The sequence below is a fragment of the Kitasatospora sp. CM 4170 genome, assembly GCF_032110285.1.
Classification (GTDB): domain Bacteria; phylum Actinomycetota; class Actinomycetes; order Streptomycetales; family Streptomycetaceae; genus Kitasatospora; species Kitasatospora aburaviensis.
In genome coordinates, this window is sequence record NZ_CP134877.1 from 2268646 (window position 1) to 2292719 (window position 24074).

22 protein-coding genes and 1 pseudogene are annotated in these 24074 nt (G+C 74.7%); 13 read left to right on the plus strand and 10 right to left on the minus strand.

Annotated features, from left to right (window positions below; genetic code table 11):
* Positions 1-2: 2 nt before the first annotated feature.
* Both RMN57_RS08930 and RMN57_RS08935 read left to right on the plus strand, forming a co-directional pair.
* Positions 3-599, plus strand: coding sequence for a TlpA disulfide reductase family protein (locus RMN57_RS08930; protein WP_313762857.1), 597 nt, complete (start codon positions 3-5; stop codon positions 597-599).
* Positions 596-1375, plus strand: coding sequence for a cytochrome c biogenesis protein CcdA (locus RMN57_RS08935; RefSeq protein ID WP_313762858.1), 780 nt, complete (start codon positions 596-598; stop codon positions 1373-1375). The genes RMN57_RS08930 and RMN57_RS08935 overlap by 4 nt, the downstream gene beginning before the upstream one ends.
* On the opposite strand, the gene RMN57_RS08940 is transcribed toward RMN57_RS08935, so the two are convergent.
* The 3 genes from RMN57_RS08940 to rpe form a co-directional block, all read right to left on the minus strand.
* Positions 1359-2135: a ferritin-like domain-containing protein gene (locus RMN57_RS08940; protein WP_313762859.1), complete on the minus strand. Its 777-nt coding sequence runs from the start codon at positions 2133-2135 to the stop codon at positions 1359-1361. The two genes, RMN57_RS08935 and RMN57_RS08940, sit on opposite strands and share 17 nt — an antisense overlap.
* 127 nt (positions 2136-2262) lie before the next feature.
* Positions 2263-3222, minus strand: coding sequence for a pirin family protein (locus RMN57_RS08945; RefSeq protein ID WP_313762860.1), 960 nt, complete (start codon positions 3220-3222; stop codon positions 2263-2265).
* A gap of 243 nt (positions 3223-3465) precedes the next feature.
* Complete coding sequence (rpe, locus tag RMN57_RS08950) at positions 3466-4149, minus strand: ribulose-phosphate 3-epimerase (RefSeq protein ID WP_313762861.1); 684 nt, start codon at positions 4147-4149, stop codon at positions 3466-3468.
* Between the two features lie 230 nt (positions 4150-4379).
* Here rpe and RMN57_RS08955 point away from each other — a divergent pair, with 230 nt between their 5' ends.
* Entirely contained in the window at positions 4380-5237 is an 858-nt protein-coding gene (locus tag RMN57_RS08955) for an SCO6745 family protein (RefSeq protein ID WP_313762862.1), read from the plus strand.
* A 181-nt stretch (positions 5238-5418) separates the two neighbouring features.
* On the opposite strand, the gene RMN57_RS08960 is transcribed toward RMN57_RS08955, so the two are convergent.
* A complete protein-coding gene (locus tag RMN57_RS08960; protein ID WP_313762863.1) occupies positions 5419-6078 on the minus strand; it encodes a C39 family peptidase in 660 nt (219 codons plus the stop codon).
* A gap of 172 nt (positions 6079-6250) precedes the next feature.
* Here RMN57_RS08960 and RMN57_RS08965 point away from each other — a divergent pair, with 172 nt between their 5' ends.
* A complete protein-coding gene (locus RMN57_RS08965; protein WP_313762864.1) occupies positions 6251-7525 on the plus strand; it encodes an SUKH-4 family immunity protein in 1275 nt (424 codons plus the stop codon).
* Positions 7526-7728: 203 nt separating this feature from the next.
* On the opposite strand, the pseudogene RMN57_RS08970 reads toward RMN57_RS08965, so the two are convergent.
* From RMN57_RS08970 to RMN57_RS08985, 4 genes and pseudogenes are all read right to left on the minus strand, one after another.
* A pseudogene (locus RMN57_RS08970) lies at positions 7729-8262 on the minus strand (DUF4188 domain-containing protein); the annotation flags it as partial.
* 68 nt (positions 8263-8330) lie between these two features.
* Complete coding sequence (locus RMN57_RS08975; protein WP_313762865.1) at positions 8331-8933, minus strand: TetR/AcrR family transcriptional regulator; 603 nt, start codon at positions 8931-8933, stop codon at positions 8331-8333.
* Positions 8934-9155: 222 nt separating this feature from the next.
* The gene (locus RMN57_RS08980) at positions 9156-10142 is read right to left on the minus strand and encodes an aldo/keto reductase (protein ID WP_313762866.1); all 987 of its coding nucleotides are present in this window, start codon (positions 10140-10142) and stop codon (positions 9156-9158) included.
* Between the two features lie 124 nt (positions 10143-10266).
* Positions 10267-11928 (minus strand): protein kinase domain-containing protein, encoded by a 1662-nt coding sequence (locus RMN57_RS08985; protein WP_313762867.1) that lies wholly within the window; start codon positions 11926-11928, stop codon positions 10267-10269.
* A 282-nt stretch (positions 11929-12210) separates the two neighbouring features.
* Between RMN57_RS08985 and RMN57_RS08990 the strand changes: the two genes are divergently transcribed.
* Positions 12211-13359, plus strand: a complete 1149-nt coding sequence (locus tag RMN57_RS08990; RefSeq protein ID WP_313762868.1) for a serine hydrolase domain-containing protein — start codon at positions 12211-12213, stop codon at positions 13357-13359.
* A gap of 92 nt (positions 13360-13451) precedes the next feature.
* Positions 13452-13904, plus strand: coding sequence for a carboxymuconolactone decarboxylase family protein (locus RMN57_RS08995; RefSeq protein ID WP_313762869.1), 453 nt, complete (start codon positions 13452-13454; stop codon positions 13902-13904).
* Between the two features lie 142 nt (positions 13905-14046).
* Here RMN57_RS08995 and RMN57_RS09000 read toward each other — a convergent pair whose 3' ends face one another.
* Entirely contained in the window at positions 14047-14856 is an 810-nt protein-coding gene (locus RMN57_RS09000; RefSeq protein ID WP_313762870.1) for an alpha/beta hydrolase, read from the minus strand.
* Between the two features lie 301 nt (positions 14857-15157).
* On the opposite strand from RMN57_RS09000, the gene RMN57_RS09005 reads away from it, so the two are divergent.
* The 7 genes from RMN57_RS09005 to RMN57_RS09035 all read left to right on the plus strand — a co-directional run bounded on the left by RMN57_RS09005 (position 15158) and on the right by RMN57_RS09035 (position 22411).
* Positions 15158-15532: a hypothetical protein gene (locus tag RMN57_RS09005; protein WP_313762871.1), complete on the plus strand. Its 375-nt coding sequence runs from the start codon at positions 15158-15160 to the stop codon at positions 15530-15532.
* Positions 15533-16211: 679 nt separating this feature from the next.
* A complete protein-coding gene (locus tag RMN57_RS09010; protein WP_313762872.1) occupies positions 16212-17300 on the plus strand; it encodes a phytanoyl-CoA dioxygenase family protein in 1089 nt (362 codons plus the stop codon).
* On the plus strand, positions 17297-18631 hold the full coding sequence (locus RMN57_RS09015; protein ID WP_313762873.1) for a DUF6271 family protein: 1335 nt from the start codon (positions 17297-17299) through the stop codon (positions 18629-18631). Before RMN57_RS09010 ends, RMN57_RS09015 begins: the two co-directional genes overlap by 4 nt.
* Positions 18628-20001, plus strand: coding sequence for a type III PLP-dependent enzyme (locus RMN57_RS09020; protein WP_313762874.1), 1374 nt, complete (start codon positions 18628-18630; stop codon positions 19999-20001). Before RMN57_RS09015 ends, RMN57_RS09020 begins: the two co-directional genes overlap by 4 nt.
* Positions 19998-20627, plus strand: a complete 630-nt coding sequence (locus tag RMN57_RS09025; RefSeq protein ID WP_313762875.1) for a GNAT family N-acetyltransferase — start codon at positions 19998-20000, stop codon at positions 20625-20627. The genes RMN57_RS09020 and RMN57_RS09025 overlap by 4 nt, the downstream gene beginning before the upstream one ends.
* Before the next feature lie 5 nt (positions 20628-20632).
* A complete protein-coding gene (locus tag RMN57_RS09030; RefSeq protein ID WP_313762876.1) occupies positions 20633-21940 on the plus strand; it encodes an MFS transporter in 1308 nt (435 codons plus the stop codon).
* A gap of 111 nt (positions 21941-22051) precedes the next feature.
* Positions 22052-22411, plus strand: a complete 360-nt coding sequence (locus tag RMN57_RS09035) for a DUF6204 family protein (RefSeq protein ID WP_313762877.1) — start codon at positions 22052-22054, stop codon at positions 22409-22411.
* A 61-nt stretch (positions 22412-22472) separates the two neighbouring features.
* Here RMN57_RS09035 and RMN57_RS09040 read toward each other — a convergent pair whose 3' ends face one another.
* Positions 22473-23930, minus strand: a complete 1458-nt coding sequence (locus RMN57_RS09040) for a transcription antitermination factor NusB (protein WP_313762878.1) — start codon at positions 23928-23930, stop codon at positions 22473-22475.
* Positions 23931-24074: the final 144 nt, after the last annotated feature.

Genomic DNA, 24074 nt, shown 5'->3' on the forward strand with positions numbered 1-24074 from the left:
CCGTGCCTCCCAGCCCCCGGGCCGCCCTCGCCGCGGCCGCCCTGCTCGCCGCGGCGCTGCTGCCCGCCACCGGCTGCGCCGCCGCCGACGCCCTCCAGCGGGGCTCGGCGGCGTCCGCCACCGACGCACCCGTCCTCACCTTCGCGGCCGCCGAACGCCGCCCCGCCCCCGACCTCGCCGGCGAGGACCTGGACGGCACCCCGCAGAGCCTCGCCGCCCTCCACGGCCACGTCGTCGTGCTCAACATCTGGGGCTCCTGGTGCGGCCCCTGCCGCGCCGAGGCCGACGGCCTCCAGCGCGTCCACACCGAGACCGAGGCCCAGGGCGTGCGCTTCCTCGGCATCGACACCAAGGACCCGCAGCCCGGCCCCGCCCGCACCTTCGTCCGCGACCACGGCCTCACCTACCCCAGCCTGTACGACCCCAAGGGCGCCCTGGTCCGCACCCTCCCGCCGCAGACCGTCAACGTCCAGGCCCTGCCCGCGACCCTCGTCATCGACCGCGCGGGCCGGATCGCCGCCGCCGTCACCGCCCCGGTGACCCCCGACCAGCTGCGGGCCGTCCTCGACCCGGTCACCGCGGAGGCCGCCACCCCATGACCCCGACCACCGCACCGGCCCACCTGGCCCTGGACCCCGGAGCCACCCTCGCTCACGGCACCCTGCTGCTCGCCGTCCCGGTGGCCGTCGCGGGCGGCCTGATCTCCTTCTTCTCGCCCTGCGTGCTGCCCCTGGTGCCCGGCTACCTCAGCTACGTCACCGGGTTCTCCGCCGCCGACCTCGCCGACACCACCGCCCGCCGGCGCGGCCGGATGCTCGCCGGATCGCTGCTGTTCGTCCTCGGCTTCAGCGCGGTCTTCGTCTCCGGCGGAGCCCTGTTCGGGTACTTCGGCAACACCCTCCAGGCGTACCGCGAGACCATCACCACCGTGCTCGGCCTGTTCACCGTCGCCATGGGTCTGGCCTTCCTCGGCTTCCTGCCCGGCCTCACCCAGCGGGAACTGCGCACCCACCGCAGGCCCGTCGTCGGACTGGCCGGCGCGCCGCTGCTCGGCTTCGTCTTCGGCCTCGGCTGGACCCCCTGCATCGGCCCCACCCTCGGCGCCGTCCAGGCCCTCGCCTGGAACCAGGCCAGCGCCGGCCGCGGAGCCCTGCTGATGACCGCCTACTGCCTCGGCCTCGGACTGCCGTTCGTCCTCGCCGCCCTGGCCTTCCGGCGCGCCCTCGGCGCCTTCGCCCGGGTCAAGCGGCACTACGTCTGGGTGACCCGGATCGGCGGCGGCCTCCTGGTCACCGTCGGCCTCCTCCTGGTCACCGGCCTGTGGGACCAACTCGTCGGCCAACTCCAGCAGTGGGCCGTCACCGTCGACGGCTGAGCGCGGGCGGCGCGGCAGCGGCAGGCTCCGCAGCTTCACCGGGTACCCGCGGCGGGTGGGTCCCGAGGATCGCCGCGACCACCGGACCGGCCGACCGCGTCACATCCACCACGAATCGCCCTCGCCCGACCCCGAGCCTGCGCAGCGCGCGCCCGTGGTCGGCCGCCACCACCAGCCCCGCACCGAGGAGCAGCAGCCGCCAGCCCGCCAGGAGCGGCCGCCGGGCGCCGCGCGGCAGCTCCGCGATCGACGTGCGCAACCGCGCGCAGTGGAACGGGACGTGCCGTTCCTCGTCCGCCAGGATGCGCCGGGCGACCTCCGACGTCAGCGGATCGTCGGTGCCGTCGCGCAGCGCCCGGTAGTAGCGCAGTGCCACGACCTCCGCGACCATCAGGAGCAGCAACTCGGCGCGCAGCCCCGCCGAGCGGCGCAGTCGCCCGAACACCGTGTCGCTCCAGTGCCCGGTCAGCGTCGTGGCCCCGCCCGCCTCCAGCAGCCGGGCCAACAACCGTGCGTGGTTGTGCTCCTCGTCCTCGAACAGCCGCACCGCTGCGGCGTAGTGCGGGTCGCCTGCGGCGTCCGCCTTGGCGATCAGGTCCGCGCCGTCGCCGTCCTCGCCCAGCTGGAAGCGCCGGATGCTCGCTTGCACCGCAGGGGCCAGTCGGGCACCCGACTCCCAGGAGGGGTCGGGCCCGGCGGCACGGCGGTCCCGTTCGGTCTCGAAGTGCCGCACCCACTCGGCGAATTCCGATGCAGCCATACCGGCCCCCTCCATGCCGGTCCCGCCGATCGGGGCGGCCTCTCCTCGACCGGAGAGGACGCACCCAGGCAGCTGCGCCGTTCCCGCGCGGCACCCGCCCCCGCTGCAGACCGGGTGCCGGGCCGGCTCAGCGCACCCGACCCCGCGCCTTCAGTGGCGTCGCCGGCAGCGCCGGGGCGCTCAGTCGGTCGCCGGCGTAGCCGTGGACCTCACCGAAGCGGGCGCCCGCCATCCAGTCCGCACGGGCCTGCGAGATCTCCTCGCCCGTGCGGCCGATGAAGTTCCACCACATGACGAGGTGCTCCTCGAAGGGCTGGCCGCCGAGGAGGAGGACTGCGGCGTCGGTGCGGGCGAGGACGGGGAGTTCGCGGCGGTCGGTGCCGAGGTAGAGCATGGAGCCCGGCTCGACCCGGACGCCGTCGACGTCGACGCTGCCGGTCATCGAGAGGACGGCGTACTCGAAGCCGGGTTCGAGGGGGAGCCTGAGGTCGGCGCCCGCGGTGAGGGCGAGGTCGGCGCCGACCAGGGGGGTGTAGGTGGTGCCGGGTGAGGCGGCCGAGTCGAGGGTGCCGAGGATGACGGTGGCGCGCAGGCCCGGGGCGGTGACGACGGGCAGGTCGGCGTGGTGCTCGAAGGCCGGGTCGGTGTGCCGGTGGGCGTCCGGGAGGGCGACCCAGAGCTGGGCGCCGTGCAGGTAGCGGGCGTGCGGGCGCGGGGACTCCTCGGAGTGCGAGATCGCCCGGCCGGAGGTCATCAGGCCCAGTTCGTAGGGGCGGACGGTCTGCAGGCTGCCGAGGCTGTCGCGGTGCAGGACCTCGCCCTGGTGGAGCCAGCTCACGGTCTGCAGGCCCATGTGCGGGTGCGGCGGGACCTGCATGCCGGGCTCGTCGGCGATGTCGTCCGGGCCGTAGTGGTCGACGAAGCACCAGGCGCCGACCATCCGGCGGCCGAGGTTGGGCAGCAGGCGGCGCACCACCGTGCTCTCGCCGAGCGGGACCTGGCGGCCGGTCAGCAGTTCCTTCACCGGGCCGGTGCCGGCCTCGCCGCCGCAGCGGGTCGGCGCGGGCTTGAGGTCGAGGTTGCTCATGTCGCGGGTCCTCCACCGTTCGGGGCGGGACCGGCCGGGGCCGGGGCGTCGAGCACGATCATCCAGCACCCCGGCGGGTTCCTCCACCCGGCGGCCGCGGCGGGCATCCGTGGAGTGCACCGCGTGCCGGCCGTCCGGCGGGCCGGGCACCGTCCGCTCGGCGAGCGATCGCGACCGCTCGCCGAGCGGACGGCGAGCCCGGCGCCGAACGGGCGCCGAACGGCCGGCGCCGGCGCCGCGGCCTCAGTGCGCGCAGGCCCACCAGGCGTCGGCCGTCGCCGCGTCCGCGAGCGCGCGCAGCTTGGCGACCGCCTCGGCCGGGTCCTCCGCGCCGTAGACCGCGGAGCCGGCCACGAAGACGTCCGCGCCCGCCTCGGCACAGCGCTCGATGGTGCCGGCCGAGACCCCGCCGTCGACCTGCAGCCACAGCTCCAGGCCGTGCTTGTCGATCAGCTCCCGGGTGCGGCGGATCTTGGGCAGCATGATGTCGAGGAAGGCCTGGCCGCCGAAGCCCGGCTCGACGGTCATGATCAGCAGCATGTCCAGCTCGGGCAACAGGTCCTCGAACGGCTCGATCGGCGTGCCGGGCTTGAGCGCCATGGACGCGCGGGCGCCCTTGGCCCGGATCTCGCGGGCGAGCCGGACCGGCGCGGCCGCGGCCTCGACGTGGAAGGTGACCGAGCCGGCGCCGGCCTCGACGTACTGCGGGGCCCAGCGGTCCGGGTCCTCGATCATCAGGTGGCAGTCGAGCGGGGTGTCGGTGGCCCGGGCCAGCGACTCCACGATCGGGACGCCCAGCGTCAGGTTGGGCACGAAGTGGTTGTCCATCACGTCGACGTGCAGCCAGTCCGAGCCCCTGACGGCCTCGGCCTCCTCGGCGAGTCGCGCGAAGTCCGCGGACAGGATGCTGGGGTTGATCTGCGCCATTACCGAATGCCTTCGTGCGAGGGTTCCGGTGCCGGGAGTGGGCACCTCGGCCCATCATCCCTCGGCGGGCCGGAGGGACCGAACGGGGCGGGTTCCGAGGCGTGAGACCCCACCGTGACGCTCGTCACACCTGGCGCGGGGTTACCGCGGCCGCCGCCGCGGTCATCAGCCCTGTGCGGCGCCTCCCCCGTCCGCGCGCCCCGGCGCTCCCCCGCGAGGAAGGCCCTCCGTTGACCGATCCCGTCCACCCCGCCCGCGCTCTCTGGTGGCTCTTCGAGCCGGTGCACGCCATCACCTACTTCGCGCCCGAGGCGCGTGCCGCCTTCGAGGCCGCCGGACTGCGCGGCGGCTGGCGCGGCTACTTCGCCGGGCGTGCGGCTCCGCTGGGCCCGGTGGACGCCCCGCCGGTGGTGGCCGCGTTCTTCGGGTTCGCACCGGGGATGGTGGAGCGCGCCCTCCCGGACGTCTGGAAGCGCGCCGATCCGGAGACCACGCTGTCGGCCCGGGTCGCGGGCGCCTCGGCGACGCTCGAACGGCTGCTGGAGCACATCGGGCGGGAGCAGATCGAGCTGGTCACCGACCGGCTGGAGCAGGCCGTCTCCCGGCTCGACTGCGCGGGCCGGGTGCTGGCCGCCGCGAACGCCGCGCTCCCCCGCCCGGCCGGCCTGCACGGGCGGCTCTGGCAGGCGGCCACGGTGATGCGCGAGCACCGGGGCGACGGGCACGTCGGCGCCCTGGTCGCGGCCGGGCTGGACGGCTGCGAGGCGCTGGTGGTGCGCTGCGCCCTGGACGCCCGGCGCGAGGCGATCCAGCCGATGCGCGGCTGGACCGACGAGGAGTGGGACGCGGCCACCGCCCGGCTGGCGGAACGCGGCTGGCTCACCGGGCGCGGGACGATCACCGAGTCCGGGCGGCTCCGCCACCAGGCGCTGGAGGCGGCCACCGACCTGGCCGCCGCCCGGGTCTGGCAGGACCAGCCGCGCGCCGAACTGGATCGGCTCGCCGCCGCGCTCAAGCCGATCGCGGCGCTCTGCCGCGCGGCCCTGCCCCCGGTCAATCCGATCGGCCTGCCGGAGCCGACGGCCTGACCCGAGCCGCGCCCGACCCCCGCCTGACCCGCACCTGACCTGAGCCGCGCGTGGCCCCTGCCGCGCCTGACCCGCCGCCAAGGCGGGTCAGGCACGGCAGGGCCGTACGTCCACCGCCACCAACCACGGGCCGCCCACCCGCACACCACCCCGGCGCCGGAGCCGCACCGCCCGGCCAGTCTCAGCCGTCGACGGCCTCCGGCGGGCCGAGGACGATCCCCCGGCCGGAGTAGAACCGCTCGAAGTGCCGCCACGGGACGTGCGCGTACGCCTGCGACTCGCCCGCGAACCCGGACGGGTTGTGGATCACCAGCGCCGTCCCCGTGGTGCCCACCGCGAGCACCAGGTGTCCGCCGCGCCGCTGCGGCTCGGGCCCGTCCGGGTGGCGGACCGCCGGGTGCACCGACAGCATGACCAGCCGCCCCGCGGCCACCTCCGCCGACACCTCCTCGGGCGTCAACTCCCGTGCCTGCGCGGTCAGTCCCCAGCGCTCCTGGACGTAGGCGGCGAACGGCGTGTGGATCAGCCCGCGCAGCCGGTCGCCGTCGCGCTCGTAGGCGCCGGCCGTCAGGCACTCGCCGGCCAGCGTCATCGTCGACGGCGCGACGCCCCACCAGTGGTCGAGCGCCATCCGCAGGCAGGCGACACCGCAGAGCCGCCAGGACCAGTACTCGTACTCCTCCGGCGAGGCGGCGCCCGACGCGCCCCAGCGCGGGTCGTCCGCCGCACTCACCGAGCCGGCGATGATCTCCCGCACCAGCTCGGGCGACTCCCACTGCGCGTAGTACGGCACCTCGTGCACCACGGCCGCCCCGCGTCCGCCTTCCTCCGCCACCACCATGCACCGACGCTCTCACGGCGGGCGGGCTCCGCCGCCGTACGACACCCGCCACCGCGCCCCGCCGCACCCGCCACCGCGCCACCCACCATGGGCCGCCCTGGCGACGGCACTGTCGGTGAGGCCCGCTAGGGTCGGCAGTGATCAACGATCATCAACCCGGGGGTGGCCAGGCGTGGGCATCGAGCAGGATTGGGGCGGGCGCCTGCGGCTGGAGTCCGCGGAGCTGCCGGACGGGCTCGTGCACCAGCCCAGCCGGGACTTCCTGACCACGGAGGGCCTGCCGGAGACGGCCGCCTTCCTGGACTTCTACACCCTCGGCGGGCCACCGCTGGAGGCCTTCGGCGACGCGGAGGACGAGGGCGGCAAGGAGCACCTCTTCGTCCTCGGCGAGACCACGTACACCGCCCACACCACCCACGAGGGCGACGCCGTCCTCCTCGACGGCGTGACCGGTGAGGTGTTCCTGGCCGGCCGACGCGGCGGCGCGCTCCGCCGCGACCCGCTCGCGACCGGCCTGCCCCACCTGGTCGAGCTGCTGCGCGAGGTCGACGCGGCGGCCCTCGCCGCCGAGGAGCCCGAGGCGATCGACGGCCACCGCGGACCGGCGGTCGTCGCCGGGGTGGTCGACGTCGTCCGGCAGCGGATGCGGGCGATCGACCCGGCGCTGTTCCGGGACGACGACGCCCCGCCCGCGCACTGGGACACGGCCCTGCTGGTCCGCGCCCTCGCGTGGGGCGCCCTGCCCGGCGTGCCGGACGGGCCCGGCTCCGCGGCGTACGAGATAACCACCGAGCTCGTCGCGGACCTCGCCGAGCTCGGCGCCCGCACCGGCACCGCCGATACCGACACCGCCGACACCGCCCACACCGACGCCGCCGCCACGGGCATCCGCCGCTTCCACCCCGACGAGCTGCCGGAACTGCTCACCCACGGCCCCACCCGCCGACTGCTCACGGAGCTCGGCCTGCCGGTCGGCGGCACCCTGCTCGACGTCCCCGCCACCGGGCCGCTGCGCACGATGGCCGAGGCGTACCCGGAGGAGTTCGCCTCCGCCGACGAACCGGAATCGGCCTCCGAGCGCGAGTACCAGCGCGACCACCTCGCCCTCGCGCACTGGCCGCACGACCTCGTGATCGCCCTCGACGGCGCCACCGGCCGACTGGAGCTGCCCGCCTGGCACGACCCCGGCGTGCCCGCGGCCTACCTCAACCGGGACCTCTCCGCGCTGCTGTTCGCGCTCTGGACGCACGAGCGGCTGCGCGCCGAGTGGCGGCGCTGGGAGGGCGGGCGGGCCCGCGCGGCCTGGGCGGTCTTCGACCCGCAGGCGCTGCTGGCCCACGTGGCCGAGCACGCCGTGGCCGCCGTCGACCCCGAGGCCTTCGCGACCCCGGACCACTCCTGGCAACTCCTCGCCGACGACGACCACATGGGCGGCCTGCTCTACTGAGCGGCAGCACCCTCGCGCGCCTCGCCGGTACCCCCGGCGACGGCTGCGCCACCCTCGGCCGCACCGCGTTCGGCCACACCACCCTCCGCCGCACCGCCGTCCGGCGGGCCACCGTCGGCGGCGGCCTTCGGCGCGCCGTCCGCCCCGGCGGGCGTCCCCGCCGTGGCCGCCGCGCCCGCCGTGGCCTCCGCGGCCGCCACGCCCTCCGCGGCCCTGGACCGGTACGCGAGCCGGTCCGCCGCCCGGCGCCCGCGCCGCTCCACCGGCAGCGCGCCGTGGGCCGCCGCCAGGCCGAACGGCGGCATGTCGAAGTAGATCGCCTCGTACGACCCCTCCGGCACGATGTAGGTCTCGTGCCAGAGCCCGACGTGCTGCCGCGTCTTCCCCGCCTTGACCTTGCGGTTGGCGATGCCCCAGGCCTTGCGGTGGAAGGCGTCCGGCGCGGCGGAGTACTGGTAGAGCTTCTCCTTCGACTCCCAGTACTGGACGACGTAGTACGTCCGGGGCGAGGCCGTCAGCAGGATCCGACCGCGCAGCCCGCGCTCCGGGGCCCTGGCCAGCTCGTACAGCATCCGGAACATCGCCGCCATCACCGGAACCCAGTGGTGAACGGCCCAGAAGCGATTGATGCGCATGCCGATCAGCAGCACGACCGTGTCGCCGGTGACGCCTGCGGTGGTGTAGCCGGCATTCGGTTTGGCGGACACATCGGCCTCCAGCTGTCTCCATCCACCCATGTAAGCGGTGATTACATCAGCGGCCGACCAACCGGTCAAGGCTTCGCGCAGGCCCAAATCCCCTCCTCTCAGCGGGGGTTGGCGATTCCCTGGCCGAAGGTGTCCAGCACCTGCGCGGCCAGCTCCTCCGCCTTCTCGATCGGCAGGTACCCGTCGATGATCAGCTGCGCCAGCCCGCAGACCAGCGCCTGGGCGGCCAGCCCCACCAGCGCCGGGTCCCCCGGCCGGAGCCGACCCGACTCCTGGTCCGCAACGATGAGTTCGGTGTAGGCCTCGTCGATCCCCTCCAGCCGGCGCTCCAACTCCGGCTGCCGCGACGGCGCGAACACCCGCGACCGCACCAGCTCGAAGCGGTGCGGGTGCCGGACCGCGTACCGGACGAAGCCCAGCCCGATCGCGCGCAGCGCGGCCCCCTCGTGGTCCGCGACCGCGGCCCGCTGCCACGCCTCGAAGTCCGCCAGCACCCGGTCGGCCAGCGCCGTCAACAGCGCCTGCCGGTCGGCGAAGTGGCGGAACGGCGCCCCGGCCGACACCCCGGCCCGCCGCGCCACCTCCCGGACGCTGACCCCGGCCTGCCCCTCCTCGTCCAACAGCTCGAACGCCGCCGTCACCAGCGCCTCGGCCAGGTCCCCATGGTGATAACTGCCCCGCCGGGCAGGCCTTTCCGTCATGTCAGCAGTGCTACCACAGCCGGCCCCGGTGACCGGCGGGTACGCCGCGGTCGGCCGGCCGGCCCCTCGCGGTCCGGGCCCCGGTTCAGCCCCCTCCCCACACCGACACGCCCCGACCCCACCCGAGAAGCGGCCCCACCCGAGAGCCGGGCAGGGCCGAGAAACCGGGGCAGGGCCGGGAACGGCAGGGCAACGCCGGACGCCGTGCGCGCCCGGCACCGCCTACCAGGCGTAGTCCTCCGGGGCGGGCCGGTGGCCGGGGAAGATCTCGTCGAGACGGTCGAGGGTCTTCTGGTCGAGCTTCAGGTCGAGCGCGGCGATCGCGGCGTCGAGGTGGGCCGGAGTGCGCGGGCCGATGATCGGCGCGGTGACGGCGGGGCGGGCGAGCAGCCAGGCGAGCGCGAGTTGGGCGGGGTCGGTGCCGAGCTCGGCGGCGAAATCCTCGTACGTCTGGATGCGGTCGCGGTTGGCGGCGAGGATCTCGGCGGCGTGGCCCGTGGCGCCGCGGACGGCGGTACCCTCCCGCTCCTTGCGCAGGACGCCGCCGAGCAGGCCGCTGCGGAGCGGGGACCACGGCAGCAGCCCGAGGCCGTAGTGCTGGAGCGCGGGGACGACCTCCAGCTCGATGGCGCGGTCGAGCAGGTTGTAGAGGGACTGCTCGCTGACCAGGCCGAGGAAGTGCCGGGCGCGGGCGGACTCCTGGGCCTGGGCGAGGTGCCAGCCCGCGAAGTTGCTGGAGCCGACGTAGATGATCTTGCCCTGGGCGACCAGGACCTCCATCGCCTGCCAGATCTCCTCCCAGGGCGTGTCCCGGTCGATGTGGTGCATCTGGTACAGGTCGATGTGGTCGGTGTTCAGCCGGCGCAGGCTGTCCTCGACGGCGCGGCGGATGGCGAGGGCGGAGAGACGGCCCTGGTTGGGCCACTCCCCCATCGGGGCGTACGCCTTGGTGGCCAGCACGGTCCGCTCGCGGCGGCCCCCGCCCCGGGCGAACCATCTGCCGATGATCTCCTCGGTGCGGCCCTTGAGGTTGCCCTCGCCGTCCCGCCCGTACGCGTTGGCGGTGTCGAAGAAGTTGATGCCCCGCTCGTGGGCGGTGTCCATGATCAGGTGGGCGTCGGACTCCTCGGTGTGCGGGCCGAAGTTCATGGTGCCCAGGCAGAGCCGGGAGACGGTCAGGCCGGTGCGGCCGAGATGGGTGAACTCCATGCCGCCCACCATCGGACGCACCGGCTCCGCTGTCCAGCACATTCCGCCGGCAGTCCACCAGGCGGACCAACTCGCCCACCGATGAAGCCGGCTCACCTCGCCCTGCGACGAACTTCCCGTCAGCTCAAGAACGTTGGCGGCTGCCCGGGACGACCAACCAGAGCAGCCAGGCGCCGGTGCCCAGGATCAGCATGTTCACCACGATCTGCCACGGCAGCTCGCCGAAGCCGATCTTCCGTGCGCCGAGCCAGGCGAGGAGCACGGCCTTGGTGAGGAAGAACAGGCCGACGTCGCCCGCCACCGTGGCCGCCCACACCGCGGCGGGGTGCCACCGGGGCCGGGGCAGGGCGTGCAGGAGGGCGAGCACCGAGGTGACCATGAGGGCGATGGACACGTAACCGTCCGGCACGTCCCCCAGGTTGTTCCAGGGCAGCAGGGCGCCGATCGCCCAGAGGAGTCCCACGCAGCCGAGGAACCGCACCACCGCAGCCCCGACCGCGGTCGGGCCGGAACCGGCGGCCGGGACGGGCACCCCGGGCACGGGCGCCCCGACCACGGGCGCAGCGGGAACGGGCGCAAGGGGCGACGTCACGGGGTATGCCGCCCCCGGGTACGACGTCCCCGCATACGACGTTCCCTGAGCCGGCGTCCCCGGATACGACGCTCCCGGATACGGCGTCCCCGGGTACGGCGGCAGGGCGGGCGTGGCGTTCACGGCATCCGCCGAGGGAGCGGCCGGTCCGGCGAAACCCGGGTTCCCGACCAGCGGCCCGGCCTGCACCCGCCCCGTCCGGAACGGCTCGACCGCACCGGCCCCGCCGGGCGCCACCACGCCGGTCGCCACCACGCCCGACGCCACCACGCCCGGCGCCACGCCACCGTGAACCGCCGCGCCCGGCAGCGACCCGGCCTCCAGCGCCGTCGGCATCGGTGCCGGCCCCGCCGGCAACCCCCCGGGCAGCGCCCCCGTCCGCACCACCACGTCCAGCGCCGCGAGCACCTGCTCCGCCGTGGCCCGGTGAGCCGGGTCCTTGGCGAGCAGCGCGGCCAGCACCGGCGCCAGGACGCCCGCCCGGACCGCCGGCCGCGGCTCCTTGGTCACCACGGCGACGCAGAGGGCGCCGAAGGTCGCGCCGCTGAACGGCGCCTCCCCCTCGACCGCCGCGTAGAGCGTCGCGCCCAGCGACCACAGGTCGTTGGCCGGGGTGGGCGGCCGCCCCTCCAACTGCTCGGGGGCCATGTAGGCGGGGGTGCCGATGACGGCGCCGGTGCGGGTGAGCGCCGTGGTCGCGTCGGCCATGTGTGCGATGCCGAAGTCCGTGATGACGACCCGATCGTCCGTCAGCAGGACGTTGTCCGGCTTGAGGTCGCGGTGGACGATCCCGGCCGCGTGGGCGCGCTGCAGCGCCTTCACCATCGCCACGCCGAGATCGGCGACCCGCCCCACCGGCAGGACGCCGCCCCGGGCGAGCGCGGCGGCGAGCGACATGCCGGTGATGTACTCCATCACGATCACCGGGGCGCCCTCGTACTCGACGACGTCGTGCACGGTGACGATGCCGGGGTGGTTGAGCCGTGCCGCCGCCCGGGCCTCGCGCAGCACGCGCTGGACCAACTCGTCCCGCTCCCGCTCGCCGACGCCGGGCGGAAGCAGCACCTCCTTGACCGCGACGTCCCGTCCGAGCGTCGTGTCCTGCCCCCGCCACACCCGGCCCATCCCGCCCTGGCCGATCAGCTCCAGAAGCTGGTACCGGCCCCCGATCAGTGCCCCGCTCACTGCTGTCACGCCTCGCACCTTAGCGTCACCTCCCGTGCGGTTCCCACACGGTGGAGTCGACGTCCGTCCGCCGACGTGCCGGACCCGGTGCACCGCCGGCGCCCCGGGCGGGCCGCCGACCCGCCGGAAATCGGTTCCGTCCACCCGGCCCGCTCCCGTAGCGTGTCCCGGTCTTCGATCGTGGTCGCACCGTCGGACCCGCACGTCCCGGTCCCACCGCGACCACCCCGAACAACACACCTGAGGCTGCCGATCGGCAGCGACCGGACCAACAGGAACAGGACCGCAGCGATGGAACAGCAGCAGCACGGTTGGGTCGACGAGGGCTTCGGCGGGGTGGCCGACGCATTCGCCCGTAACTGGGCCGACTTCCCCGAACTCGGCTCCGCCGTCACGGTGTTCGCCGGCGGCCGCAAGGTGGTCGAGCTCTGGGCCGGCACCGCCGACCAGCAGACCGGACGTCCGTGGACGGCGGACACGCTCGTCCCCGTGTTCTCCTGCGCCAAGGGCCTGGTCGCCGTCACCGCCCACCTGCTCGCCCAGCAGGGCCGGCTCGACCTGGACGCCCCGGTGGCCCGCTACTGGCCCGAGTTCGCGCAGCACGGCAAGGAGTCGATCACCTGCCGGACGGTCCTCGGCCACCGGGCCGGCCTGCCCGCGCTGGACGCCTCCCCCACCTTCGACGAGATCGCCGCCTGGACGCCCGTCGTCCGCGCCATCGAGGAGCAGCGGCCGCTCTGGGAGCCCGGCACCAGCTACGAGTACCACGGCCACGTGCTCGGCTTCCTGATCGGCGAGGTGGTCCGGCGGATCACCGGGCAGACCCCGGGCGCGTACTTCCGCACCGCGATCGGCGAGCCGCTCGGACTGGACGCCTGGATCGGCCTGCCCGAGGCCGAACTCGGCCGCCTGGCGGGGCTGGTGGAGGCCGACGGCCGCCGCCCGATGCCCGGGCCCGAGCACCTGCTCACCCGGATCGTGACGATGAACGGCGCGCTGGTCTTCCCCGGCCTGGACCAGCCGCGCGGCTGGAACGACCCGGCGCTGCACGCGATCGAGCTGCCGGGCGCGGGCGCCGTCGCCTCCGCCACCGGTCTGGCCGGCGTGTACGCGGCCGCCGTCACCGGGGTCGGCGGCCGGGAGCGGCTGCTCTCCCCCGGGACGGTGACCGACGCGCTGCGCGAACTCTCCTCGGGCGCGGGCTTCCTGGGCTTCGACATGGGCGCCCGCTGGGGCTCCGGCGTGCTGCTCGACTCCCCGGCCTTCCGCCCGATGCTCGGTGCGCGCAGCTTCGGCAACGACGGCGCCGGCGGCCAGTTCGCCTTCGGGGACGACGAGTTCGGCATCGGCTTCGCCTACGTCGCGAACCGCATGATCGGCCACGGCGACGCCCGCGCCAACCGCCTGGTCGACGCCGTGCGCGCGGCGCTGGGCGCCTGACGGCCGCCGTCGCGACGCCGCCGAATTGACCCGCGAACCCTGACCGGAAATGCACCATGGGGCAGGCCACTGCCCTGCCTAGGCTCGTTCACATGACAACGGTTCAGATTCCCCAGCGCATGAACTTCGCCACCGCCGCCCCCAAGGTCTTCCGCGCCGTCCTGGCCCTGGACGCGGCCGCCCGGCAGGGCCTCGACCCCGTGCTCGTCGAACTGGTGCAGATCCGCGTCTCGCAGATCAACCGCTGCGCCTACTGCATCGACTACCACGCCGGCGACGCCCGCAAGGCCGGCGAGAGCGAGGAGCGCATCCTCCAGCTGAGCGCCTGGGAGGAGTCCTCCCTCTACACCGCCGAGGAGCGCGCGGCGCTCGCACTGGCCGAGTCGGTGACCCTGCTGCCGCAGGGCGTGTCGGACGCGGTGTACGCGGAGGCGGCGCAGCACTTCGACGAGCAGCAGCTGGCCCAGCTGATCGCGCTCGTGTTCACCGCCAACGCCTGGAACCGGATGAACGTGACCACCCGCAAGACCCCGGGCACCGCCTGAAAACGGCAACCGCGGCACGGGCGGACGCGGGGGCACAGGCGGACGCGGGGGCACCCGCGGGCCCGGGCGGACGCGGGGGCACCCAGACCGAGCCACCGAGCAGGGCGCGCGCATCCCCCGGCGCGCGCCCTCCGCCCCCGCCTCACCCCAGGATCCGCGGCAGGGTGACCCGCACCCACTCCTCCGGCTGCGACAGGTGCGGAGCGTGACCGGCGCCCTCGTACAGGTGCCGCTCGGGCTTCGGCAGCGCGAGGTCGATCAGGTCCAGGACCTCCCCGTACATCGGCGCGCTGTCGTCGCTCTGCGTGAGCAGCGCGGGCTCGGGGAACCGGGAGAGCGCGGCGAGGTCGAGGTCCAGCGCGTCCGGGTCGCGCAGCTCGTCCAGGTAGGTCGGCGCATTGCGCACGTACGTGTGCCGGATCGGCGCCGGCAGCTGGGCCCACGCGCCCGGGCCGAAGGCCAGCGTCTCCACGAACAGCTCGGCGGCCGCCGCCGACTCGGCCTGCTCCAGCAGCTCCCGCACGGCGGCGATCCGGCCGGCGAAGGCCGTGCCGATCGGCCGCAGGTCCGGGTCGGCGAGCAGCATGGACGTGCCGGGCGGCTCGTGCACGGCGACACCCCGCAGCAGGTCGGGCCGGGCGGCGGCCAGACGGAGGGTGACCAGCGAGCCGTAGGAGTCCCCGCAGACGAAGGCGGGCGCGAGACCCAGCCCCTCGATCAGCCCGGCCAGGTCGGCCGCGTCCTCGTACACCGATCCCTGGGTGAGCAGGTCCTCGCTGCGGCTGTGCCCGCGCCGGTCGTAGGCGACGACGGCGGCCTGCTCGGCCAGCCCGGGCACCACCCGCGCCCAGCTGTCGGCATCGCTCCAGGACCCGTGGACCAGCACCACGCCAGGCCCGGAGCCCCGGGCCTCGTAGTACAGCGACACCCCGTTCACCCTGATCGCGGCCATCGCGAGCCTCCCGACCTCGGTCGTGCTCCAGCCCACCCCCCACCAGCCTGACACACCCGGTCGGCGCCGGTCGGATCGGCCGGCCCGCGCCCGGGACGGGCCGGTGGGCAGACGAACGGCCCCTGCGAGGCCCGGCCCCGCCACGCCCGGCCGCCCGACACCCGCCTGACCTGCGAGGCAGCCGCCCATCCGATCAGATGTTCCGAAAATCCCGGCCGGGCGTCCCCGACGCGGCTAACATCGTCCGCGGCCGTCACGATCTTGTGGCGGGCACATCAATCTTCACGGGGGACTCTTCAGCATGCGCAAGTCCATCTCCGCACGCTTCGGCGCCCTGGCCGTCGCCGCCATGGCCACCGCCACGCTGGTCGCGACCGCGACCCCGGCCTCGGCCGGCACCAATGGTCAGCAGATCAAGTGGCACAACAACTCCAACATCGCCCAGTCGTACAAGATCTCCGGGTACAACAACGACAACGAGTGGAACGAGGGCTGCTTCCGCCTGTACTACTTCAACGAGTACAGCACGGCCGCCGCCGGCTGGTGGTGGAAGTACAACGTCAACGTGCAGTCCTACTCCTCGACCGACTGCTCGTCCAACACCCGCCTCTGGTACGACACCGTGAACGTTCCCAAGTCCCAGTCGGGCGACTGGGTGACCATCCAGGGCTACTGAGCCACCACCCCCATCGGGTCCACCCGATCCGCCGGGGGGCATCGAAAGACCGCGTACCGGGCGCCCCGGGCCGGCCGAATCCACGGCCGACCCGGGGCGCCCGCGCGTTCACGCCCCCGAACGCCCGTCGGGACCGCGGCCCCACGCTCCTCACGGCGCACGAACGGGCACTGCGCACTGCCCCTTCGGGCAGTCCGACCGCAGCCCGCCCTGGCCGATTTCGCTCCACCGGCCCGCCGCAGGTCACCGCCGTTCCGGGAGGCCGCGCCGCCGCCATCCGGCCACCCCAGGACAAGGGTTGACACCGGAAGTTGGTCTAGTCCACCGTAGGGGCGAGAACGTTCGACGCGGCGGAGAGTCCTGGCGGGACACCTTGCCGGACATCCGAGTTGGCCGGTCCCCGCCGCATGTCCGCCAAGGCGTCAACCACTCGCGGCAAGGACGCCGGTCAGCGCAGACCAAGGCAGTGCCAGAAGGAGCTCCTTCACTCACCCCTCCACCCGTCACCTTCACCCGCCCACTCCCTCCCCGCCGGTCCACGGCGCGTACCGCGGCGCCGCCATGCCCGCCGCACGCCACACGCCGCACGCCGCCGCCCACCCCAACGCCGCCACGCCGACGCCCCGTACGCCCGTACGCCCACGGGCGGGCGGATCCCGCACGCCCTTGGAGTGATCACATGCCCGCCCCTGACGGATACCTCTACCGCGCCGCGTCGGACCGCCCGTACTTCAGCAACGACGGCGAGTCCTACCTCGCCCGCACCCCGCTGAAGGACGTCGAGAAGTCGCACCCGCTGCGCGTCCTCTCCGCGGAGGACTACGCGTTCTGGCAGACCTACGGCTACGTCGTCGTGAAGGAGGCGATCCCGGCCGAGGCGGCCCGCAAACTGCTGGACTTCGCCTGGGAGTTCCAGGGCCTCGACCCTCAGGACCCGGAAACCTGGTACGAGGACCGGGAGTTCCGTGACGAGCTGGACCTCCACCTGCACGTCTACGGCTTCGTCGAGGCCTACCAGCACCAACTGATCTGGGACAGCCGGCAGTCGCAGCGCGTCTACGACGCGTTCGTCGACGTCTGGGACTGCGAGGAGCTGTGGGTGACGCTGGACCGGCTCAACCTCAACCCGCCGAACGTCCGCACCCGCGACCGCGCGCTGATCGAGCCGACCGACACGGGCTTCGACATCGAGCTGCACTGGGACGTCGACACCACCCAGGGCATGCTGCCGCAGCGCGTCCAGGGCATCATCGCGCTCGACGACACCCGCCCGGACCAGGGCGGCTTCCAGTGCAACCCCGAGCTGTTCCGCCGTTTCAACCAGTGGCAGGCCACCCAGCCGGCCGACCGCGACCCGATCCGACCGGCCGTCGACCGGTCCGAGTTCCCGGTCGTCCGGCCCGAGTTGCAGGCCGGTGACCTGCTGATCTGGAACGGCATGCTGGCCCACGGGGTCGCCCGCAACACCTCGGCGGACGGCGTCCGGGCCGTGCAGTACCTCTCGATGATGCCGGCGCTGGAGGAGCACGAGGAGCTCCGGCGTTCGCGGATCGCGTCCTGGCGCGACCTCTCCACCCCGACCTGGAACCGGACCCTGGTCGGCGACGCGCGCCGCCACGAGTCGCTGCGCTACGGCCGCGCGGAGTTGGACGAGCTGGGCGAGAAGCTGCTCGGCCTCCGCTCCTGGCACGGCCCGGACCCGAAGAGCGCCACCGGACCTGCCGCCACCGGACCTGTTCCCACCGCACCGCAGGACGCCGACCAGTGACCACCGACCCCACCGCCGGCCCGCGGATCTGCCTGGCCCTCCCCACCAACCGGCCCTGCGCCGACACCGTCGCAGCGATCGGCGAGGAGGCCGCCCACGCGGCCGAACACTTCGGCGCCGAGGTGCACCTGCTGATCCTCGACTCCTCCGACGAACCGACGTTCGCCGTGCACGCCAAGGCCGTTGCCGCACTGCCCGACGTACCGGGCGTGGTCGTGCACCACCTCGACGAGGCCCGCCAGCGCTCCTTCCTGCGCGAGGTGATCCACCGCGCGCTCGCCGCCGAGCCGGACGCACTGCTGGACCTCATGCTCCCGGACGCCGTCTCCTACGGGGCCTGCACCAACCGGGCGTTCCTGTTCGCCGCCGCCCTCGGCTGCACCTCCGTGCACCGCCGCGATTCCGACAGCGCGTACCAACTCCTCGACGACCGACCGGTGTTCCCGATCCATCACGAGCTGCGCTCGATCGGCCGGCGCGCGGCCGACGCCGCCGGCGCGGTCACCGAGGCCCCCCTGGCCCCGGTGCACGCCGACAAGCCGGTCGCCGTGGTCGGCAGCTCCTTCGTCGGTGAACTCTCCGTGGACATCGGCGAGATCCGCGAGCTGGACGAGGCCGCCTACTACGAGGTGGTGGGTCTCTGGGCCCCGACGGACGCGACGGACGACCAACGGCGGGAGCTGGTGGACGACTCGTTCGTCGGCGCCGGCACCGAGCCCTTCACCGCCGACCGGTCGGTCCTGGACCTGCCGGACATCTGGCGGGTGGACATGTGCAACCTCGCCCTCGACCACCAGGTGTACGAGCGCGTCCCGCTGCCGCCGGCGACCGACACCATCGGCAGTGACTACTTCCTGCTCCACGTGGTCCGCGACGCGACACTGCCCGGTGTGGTGCACAACCGCAACATCGTGAACTACTACACGCCCGAGCGCCGGACCGGGCCCGGATTCACCGCCTACCAGCTGCGGTTCACCAAGTTCCTGCTGTCGATGCTCTACCTCCACCCCGTCTACGCCTTCATGGAGGGGGCGGCGGAGGCCCTGCTCGACGGGGAGCACCTCGTCCGCGCGGACGCCATCGCGGCCGCGGTGCGGCGCAGCACCGACGCCGACCGCGCCGAGAACCTCCGCCGGCTGGCCGTCCTCGACCGGCGCTACCGCCGACTGGGCGGCAAGTACGCCGAGTTCGCCGACCACCTGGTGCCGCGGCGGCAGCGGCTGCTGGACGAGGCGCAGGCCGACACCGAGGACTTCGCGCGGCTGATCGAGGCCTGGGCCCCCCTGGTGGCGGCCGCCCGGGCCACCGGACTCGACCGGGCGGCCCGATGAGCGGGACGCGAGCGGGCCGCCCGGGGGCGGGCCTCGCGGGGACGGCGCTGCGCACGTGCCACCAGGCAGCCGACCTGCCGCCCCGGCAGGCGCCCGACCCGACACCCCGGCGGCCGTCCGCGCCGACGCCGAGGTCACTGGCCCTCCCCCAGGACGGCACCCTGCGCGCCGCCCTGGCGGCCGCCACCGACGACCGGATCGTCTACGACCTGGACGGCATCGAGGCCCAGTACGCGGCGCTGCTCCGCGAACTGCCCGGGGTCGGCGTCCGGTTCGCCCTGAAGGCGTGCCCGGTGGACGAGGTGCTCGCCTGCCTGGCGCAGCTCGGCGCCGGTTGCGACGCGGCCAGTCCGCACGAGATCGAGCAGGCCCTGCGGGCCGGCGTCCCGGTCGGGCTGATCCACTACGGCAACACCGTCAAGTCCGACCGGAACATCGCCGAGGCGTACCGGCTCGGCGTGCGGGACTTCGCCACCGACAGCCTGGCGGACGTGACGGCGATCGCCGTGCACGCCCCGGGCTCCCGGGTGTTCTGCCGGCTCGCCACCAGCGGCGAGGGCGCGCTCTGGGGGCTCAGCCGGAAGTTCGGCTGCTCGCCCGAGGACGCCGTCCTGGTCCTGGAAGCCGCGCGGGCGGCCGGGCTGACCCCCGCCGGGCTCTCGGTCCACGTCGGCTCGCAGCAGATGACCTCCGAGGCCTGGCAGAGCGCGCTGGACCTACTGGCCGGCGTGGTCGGAACGCTGAACGGGCGCGGCATCCTGCTGGACCACGTCAACCTCGGCGGCGGTCTGCCCGCCCTCGGGGTGCTCGACAAGCGCGGCCGGCCGCTCGACCCTCCGGTGGACAAGATGTTCGCAATGATCCGGGAGGGCGTGCAGCGGCTCCGCGAGGTGTCGGCGTCGCCGCTCGACTTCCTGCTGGAGCCGGGCCGCCACCTCGTCGCCGACCACGGGGCCATCCGCGCCCACGTGTCCCGGCTGACGGCGCGCCGGCAGCCGTCCGGGGAGCTCCGGCACTGGCTCTACCTGAGCTGCGGGAAGTTCAACGGCCTGTACGAGATGGACGAACTGCAGTACCGGCTGGAGTTCCCCACCCACACGGCCGCCCTGCCGTCCGCCACGCCCGGCACGCCCGCCGCGACCGTCCCGGCCGTGGTCGCCGGCCCCACCTGCGACAGCGACGACGCCTACGCCCACGAGGACGGACTGGTCCGGGTACCGGCCGCCGCCGAGTCGGGCGATCCGGTCTGGGTCTTCTCCTGCGGCGCGTACGCCACGGCGTACATGACCCAGGGCTTCAACGGCTTCCAGCCGCTCCCGTACACCTGCGTCCGCGCCGGCGCCGCTTCCCCGGAGGTTCCTCCTAGATGACCGAGACACCCGACGGCATCCGCATCCGCCCGCTGGCCCCCGGCGACTGGGACGGCGTGGTGACGCTGGAGGAGCGCGCCTACGCCGCGAGCGGCCTCTCCGAGGGCCGGGTCGCGCTGGAGTCCCGCGGCCGGGCCTCGCCCGACAGCTGCTTCGCGCTGGAGTACCGGGGCCGGTTCGGCGGCTACCTGCTGGCGCTGCCCTACCCGCTGTACCGGTGCCCGGACCTGAGCCTGGCCGAGGCCGCCGCCGCCAACGACGCCGCCGCCGACCCCGTGGCCCTGCCGAGCAACATGCACGCGCACGATCTGGTCATCACCGAGGAGCTCCGCGGCCGCGGACTGGCGCCCCTGATGCTCGACCACCTCGCCGCGACGGCACGGGCGCGCGGCTTCGCGACCATCTCCCTGGTCGCGGTCCGGGGCAGCGACGTCCTCTGGGCGCCGCTGGGCTACCGGGCCGATTCCGCGGTGGCGCTGCCGGAGAGCTACGGCGACCGCGCCGTCTACATGTCGATGTCCCTGGCGGCCACCCCGACGGTCCCGGCCACCCCGGCGGTCCCGGCCGCCGCCCCGCGCAGCTACGACCTGCTGGCCGGGTCGGCACCCCGAGTCGAAGTGGGCTGATGCTGATGTTCCGCGTTCGCGACGACTACCGCCGGGCCCACCTGGCCATCGCCGCACTCTTCCTGTTCCTCGGCTTCCAGTACGCGACCTGGGTCTCGCGGCTGCCCGCGCTGCGGAGCCGGCTCGACCTGGGCGAGGCCGAGATCGGCCTGCTGCTGATGGTCTGCGGGATCGGGGCGGCGGTCTCCTTCCCGCTGGTCGCGGTACTGATGCGGCGCCTGGGCTCGCGACTGCTGTCGGTGCTCTCCGCGCTCGCCCTGGCCGCCGTGCTGGTGGCGCTCTCGGTGGCGCCCTCCTACCCCGTCACCCTCCTGGTGGTCTTCTGCGACGGCATCGCGGTCGGCTGCCTGAACGTCGCGATGAATGCGCAGGGCGCCGCGCTGGAGGTCGCCCACGGGCGGACCGCGATGTCCAGGCTGCACGCCACGTTCAGCGGCGGCTCGCTGCTGGCCGCGCTGCTCGCCTCGGTCGTCAACGCGTTCACCACGTCCCTGCCGGCCCACTTCGGGGCGGCGGCCGTGCTGCTCCTGCTGGTCCTCGGCCTCGCCCGGCCGGGGCTGCTGACGGACGACCGGCAGCCGGCGGCCGCGGACACCGCGGTGGAGGCCCCGGCCGACACCCCGGAAGACACCCCGGCCGAGCAGAAGCGGCGGGGCCTCACCCTGCCGTCCCGGGTGACCGTCTGGATGGGCCTCGCCATGGTGTTCGGCACCGTGACCGAGGGGGCGATGAACGACTGGTCCGCGCTCTACCTCAAGGACGTCGTCCACGCGGCGCCGTCGCTCGCGCCGCTGGGCATCGCGGTCGTCTCGGTCATGATGGTGCTGGCCCGGCTCTTCGCCGACGGCTGGCGCACCCGCTTCGGCGACGGCCGGATCGTCCGGGTCGGCAGCCTGCTGGCCGGGGCGGGACTGGCCCTGGCCCTGCTGGCCGGCGGCCTGGTACCGACGCTGCTCGGGTTCGCCTGCGTCGGCGTGGGCGTCGCCGCCGTGACCCCGTGCGTCTACGTGGCGGCGGCCCGGCAGGGCGCCGAGGCGCTCTCGCTGGTCGCCGCGATGGGGACCACGGGTCTGCTGGCCGGTCCGGCGGTGATCGGGTTCATCGCCAACGGCAGTGGCCTGACCTGGGGCATGGGCGCGGTGGCGGCCTCGGCCGCGATCGTCTCGCTCTGCGCGACGCAGATCCGCTGGCCGGCCCTGACGAACGCTTCCCCGACCCCGACCCCGGACCCGGCCCCGACCCCGATCCCGAACCCGGCCCCGGCCCCGATGACCGGTGCCGTCCCCACCGACGCCGTCCCCACCGATGCCTGAGCGCGGCCGGGCAGGCCACCGCGGGCCCTCGCCGCACGACCGGCGGCCGGGGCCCGCGGGCCGGCCCGAAACTCGGTGGAACCGCCACGAACCCCTGGCTAGGGTCGAAGGATGTCCACCCGTACCTTCCGCATCATGGTCCGCGGCGTCTTCGACGGCCTCACCGAGGAGCAGCACACCGAGCTCCTCGCCCGCGCCGGCGAGCACGACATCCTGAGCGCCGCGTTCACCCCCGAGGGCCACCTCAGCTACGACCTCACCGCGCGCGCCGCCTTCACCTTCCGCTACCTCGACTCGGGCGAGGCGGAGGAGGACATCCTGGAGGCGACCGAACGCGCCGAGACGGCCGCCGCGGCCTGGCTGACCGAGCGCGGCTACGGCTACCGCAACCTCCGGTCCCAGGCCGAGGACCTCTCGCAGGCCGCCCTCGGCAAGCGCCGGCGGCGCGAGGCCGCCGCCCGCACCACCTGACCACCCGCCGCGGTGGGCCGGGCGGCGGACCCGGCCCCGGCGCCGCCCCCGCGAACCGCCGCTACGCCGTCCGGCGCAGCAGCGCCAGGTACATCGCGTCCGTGCCGTGCAGGTGCGGCCAGAGCTGCACGTCCGGGCCGTCGCCAAGGGCGGGGACGCCCGGCAGCAGCGGGCGGGCGTCGATCCACTCGACCCGGCCGCCCTCGGCGCGCAGGACGTCGTCCACCACGGCGCGCGTCTCGGCCAGGTGCGGCGAGCAGGTCGCGTAGCCGACGACGCCGCCGACCCGGGTGGCCTCGACGGCCGAGCGCAGCAGGTCCCGCTGGAGCGGGCCGAACGCCGCGATGTCCGCCGGCCGGCGCCGCCACCGCGCCTCCGGGCGGCGGCGCAGCGCGCCGAGGCCGGAGCAGGGGACGTCCACCAGCACCCGGTCGAAGCCGCCGGAGCGCCACGCCGGGCGGGTGCCGTCGGCGGCGATCACGGTGTAGGGGCCGGGGTTGCCCTGCAGCGCGCGGGCGACCAGCCGGGCCCGGTGCGGCTGCTTCTCGCTGGCGACCAGCGCGGCGCCGCGCTCGGCGGCCAGGGCGCCGAGCAGGGCGGCCTTGCCGCCCGGTCCGGCGCAGCCGTCCAGCCAGATGCGGTCCGGCCCGTCGAGCGGCGCCGCGGCGAGGGCGAGCGCGACCAGCTGGCTGCCCTCGTCCTGCACGCCGGCCCGGTTCTCCCGCACCGCCGCGACCCCGGCCGGGTCGCCGCCCTCGGCGAGCCTGAGCGCGTACGGGGACCAGCGGCCGGGCTCGGCCTCGGGCAGCGCGTCGGCCAGCTCGCCGACGGTGGCCCGGCCGGGGCGGGCGACGAGGGTGACCTCGGGCCGCTCGTTGTCGGCGCGCAGCAGCTCCTCCATCGCGGTGCGGCCGGAGGCGTCGGGCTGCCAGCGGCCGAGCGAGTCCCAGAGCGCGGAGACGACCCAGCGGGGGTGGGAGTGGACGACGGCGAGGTGGTCCTCGGCGTCCTGGTCGTACGGCGGGGCGACCCGCTCGATCCACTCGTCCAGGTCGTGGGCGCTGATCCGGCGCAGCACGGCGTTGACGAACTTGGCCTTGCCGTCACCGAGTACCACCCGGGCCAGCTCGACGGTGGCCGAGACGGCGGCGTGGCTGGGGATGCGGGTGGTGAGCAGCTGGTGGGCGCCGAGCGAGAGCACGTCGAGCACCGGCGGGTCGACCTTGCCGAGCGGGCGGTCGATGCAGGCCGCGATGACCGCGTCGTAGGTGCCCTGCAGGCGCAGGGTGCCGTAGAGCAGCTCGGTGGCGAGGGCGGCGTCGCGCCGGTCCATGCCCTTCTGCTCGGCCTCGCGCAGCAGCGAGGGGAGGATCAGGTTGGCGTAGGCGTCGCGCTCGTCGACGGCGCGCAGGGCGCGGAACGCGACGATCCGGGCCGGGTCCTTCTTCGGACGGCGGTGCGGCCGGGGCGCGCGGTTGGCGCCGGTGGTGCTGCCTGGGGTGGTGCCGGACGTGCTCATAGCTGTGTGCCTCAAAGTGCTGCGGTGGCTATCAAGGGAGTCAAGGGAACAGTAACGCGAAACCCGGCCCCGGGCCTTCTCCGCCCGGGCGCCCCATGGTCTCCGGGCCGGGGGCGGCCGGCCCCGAGCAGCCCGGCTGCCGGC

Coding starts and splice junctions, on each gene's coding strand:
- RMN57_RS09000 (WP_313762870.1), bottom strand. CDS start 14,856: ATGGCCGCGATCAGGGTGAACGGGGTGTCGCTGTACTACGAGGCCCGG.
- RMN57_RS09040 (WP_313762878.1), bottom strand. CDS start 23,930: ATGAGCACGTCCGGCACCACCCCAGGCAGCACCACCGGCGCCAACCGC.
- RMN57_RS08980 (WP_313762866.1), bottom strand. CDS start 10,142: ATGGAGTTCACCCATCTCGGCCGCACCGGCCTGACCGTCTCCCGGCTC.
- RMN57_RS08975 (WP_313762865.1), bottom strand. CDS start 8,933: ATGACGGAAAGGCCTGCCCGGCGGGGCAGTTATCACCATGGGGACCTG.
- RMN57_RS08995 (WP_313762869.1), top strand. CDS start 13,452: ATGACAACGGTTCAGATTCCCCAGCGCATGAACTTCGCCACCGCCGCC.
- RMN57_RS09025 (WP_313762875.1), top strand. CDS start 19,998: ATGACCGAGACACCCGACGGCATCCGCATCCGCCCGCTGGCCCCCGGC.
- RMN57_RS08945 (WP_313762860.1), bottom strand. CDS start 3,222: ATGAGCAACCTCGACCTCAAGCCCGCGCCGACCCGCTGCGGCGGCGAG.
- rpe (WP_313762861.1), bottom strand. CDS start 4,149: ATGGCGCAGATCAACCCCAGCATCCTGTCCGCGGACTTCGCGCGACTC.
- RMN57_RS08990 (WP_313762868.1), top strand. CDS start 12,211: ATGGAACAGCAGCAGCACGGTTGGGTCGACGAGGGCTTCGGCGGGGTG.
- RMN57_RS08940 (WP_313762859.1), bottom strand. CDS start 2,135: ATGGCTGCATCGGAATTCGCCGAGTGGGTGCGGCACTTCGAGACCGAA.
- RMN57_RS09035 (WP_313762877.1), top strand. CDS start 22,052: ATGTCCACCCGTACCTTCCGCATCATGGTCCGCGGCGTCTTCGACGGC.
- RMN57_RS09005 (WP_313762871.1), top strand. CDS start 15,158: ATGCGCAAGTCCATCTCCGCACGCTTCGGCGCCCTGGCCGTCGCCGCC.
- RMN57_RS09020 (WP_313762874.1), top strand. CDS start 18,628: ATGAGCGGGACGCGAGCGGGCCGCCCGGGGGCGGGCCTCGCGGGGACG.
- RMN57_RS08960 (WP_313762863.1), bottom strand. CDS start 6,078: ATGGTGGTGGCGGAGGAAGGCGGACGCGGGGCGGCCGTGGTGCACGAG.
- RMN57_RS09010 (WP_313762872.1), top strand. CDS start 16,212: ATGCCCGCCCCTGACGGATACCTCTACCGCGCCGCGTCGGACCGCCCG.
- RMN57_RS08935 (WP_313762858.1), top strand. CDS start 596: ATGACCCCGACCACCGCACCGGCCCACCTGGCCCTGGACCCCGGAGCC.
- RMN57_RS09030 (WP_313762876.1), top strand. CDS start 20,633: ATGTTCCGCGTTCGCGACGACTACCGCCGGGCCCACCTGGCCATCGCC.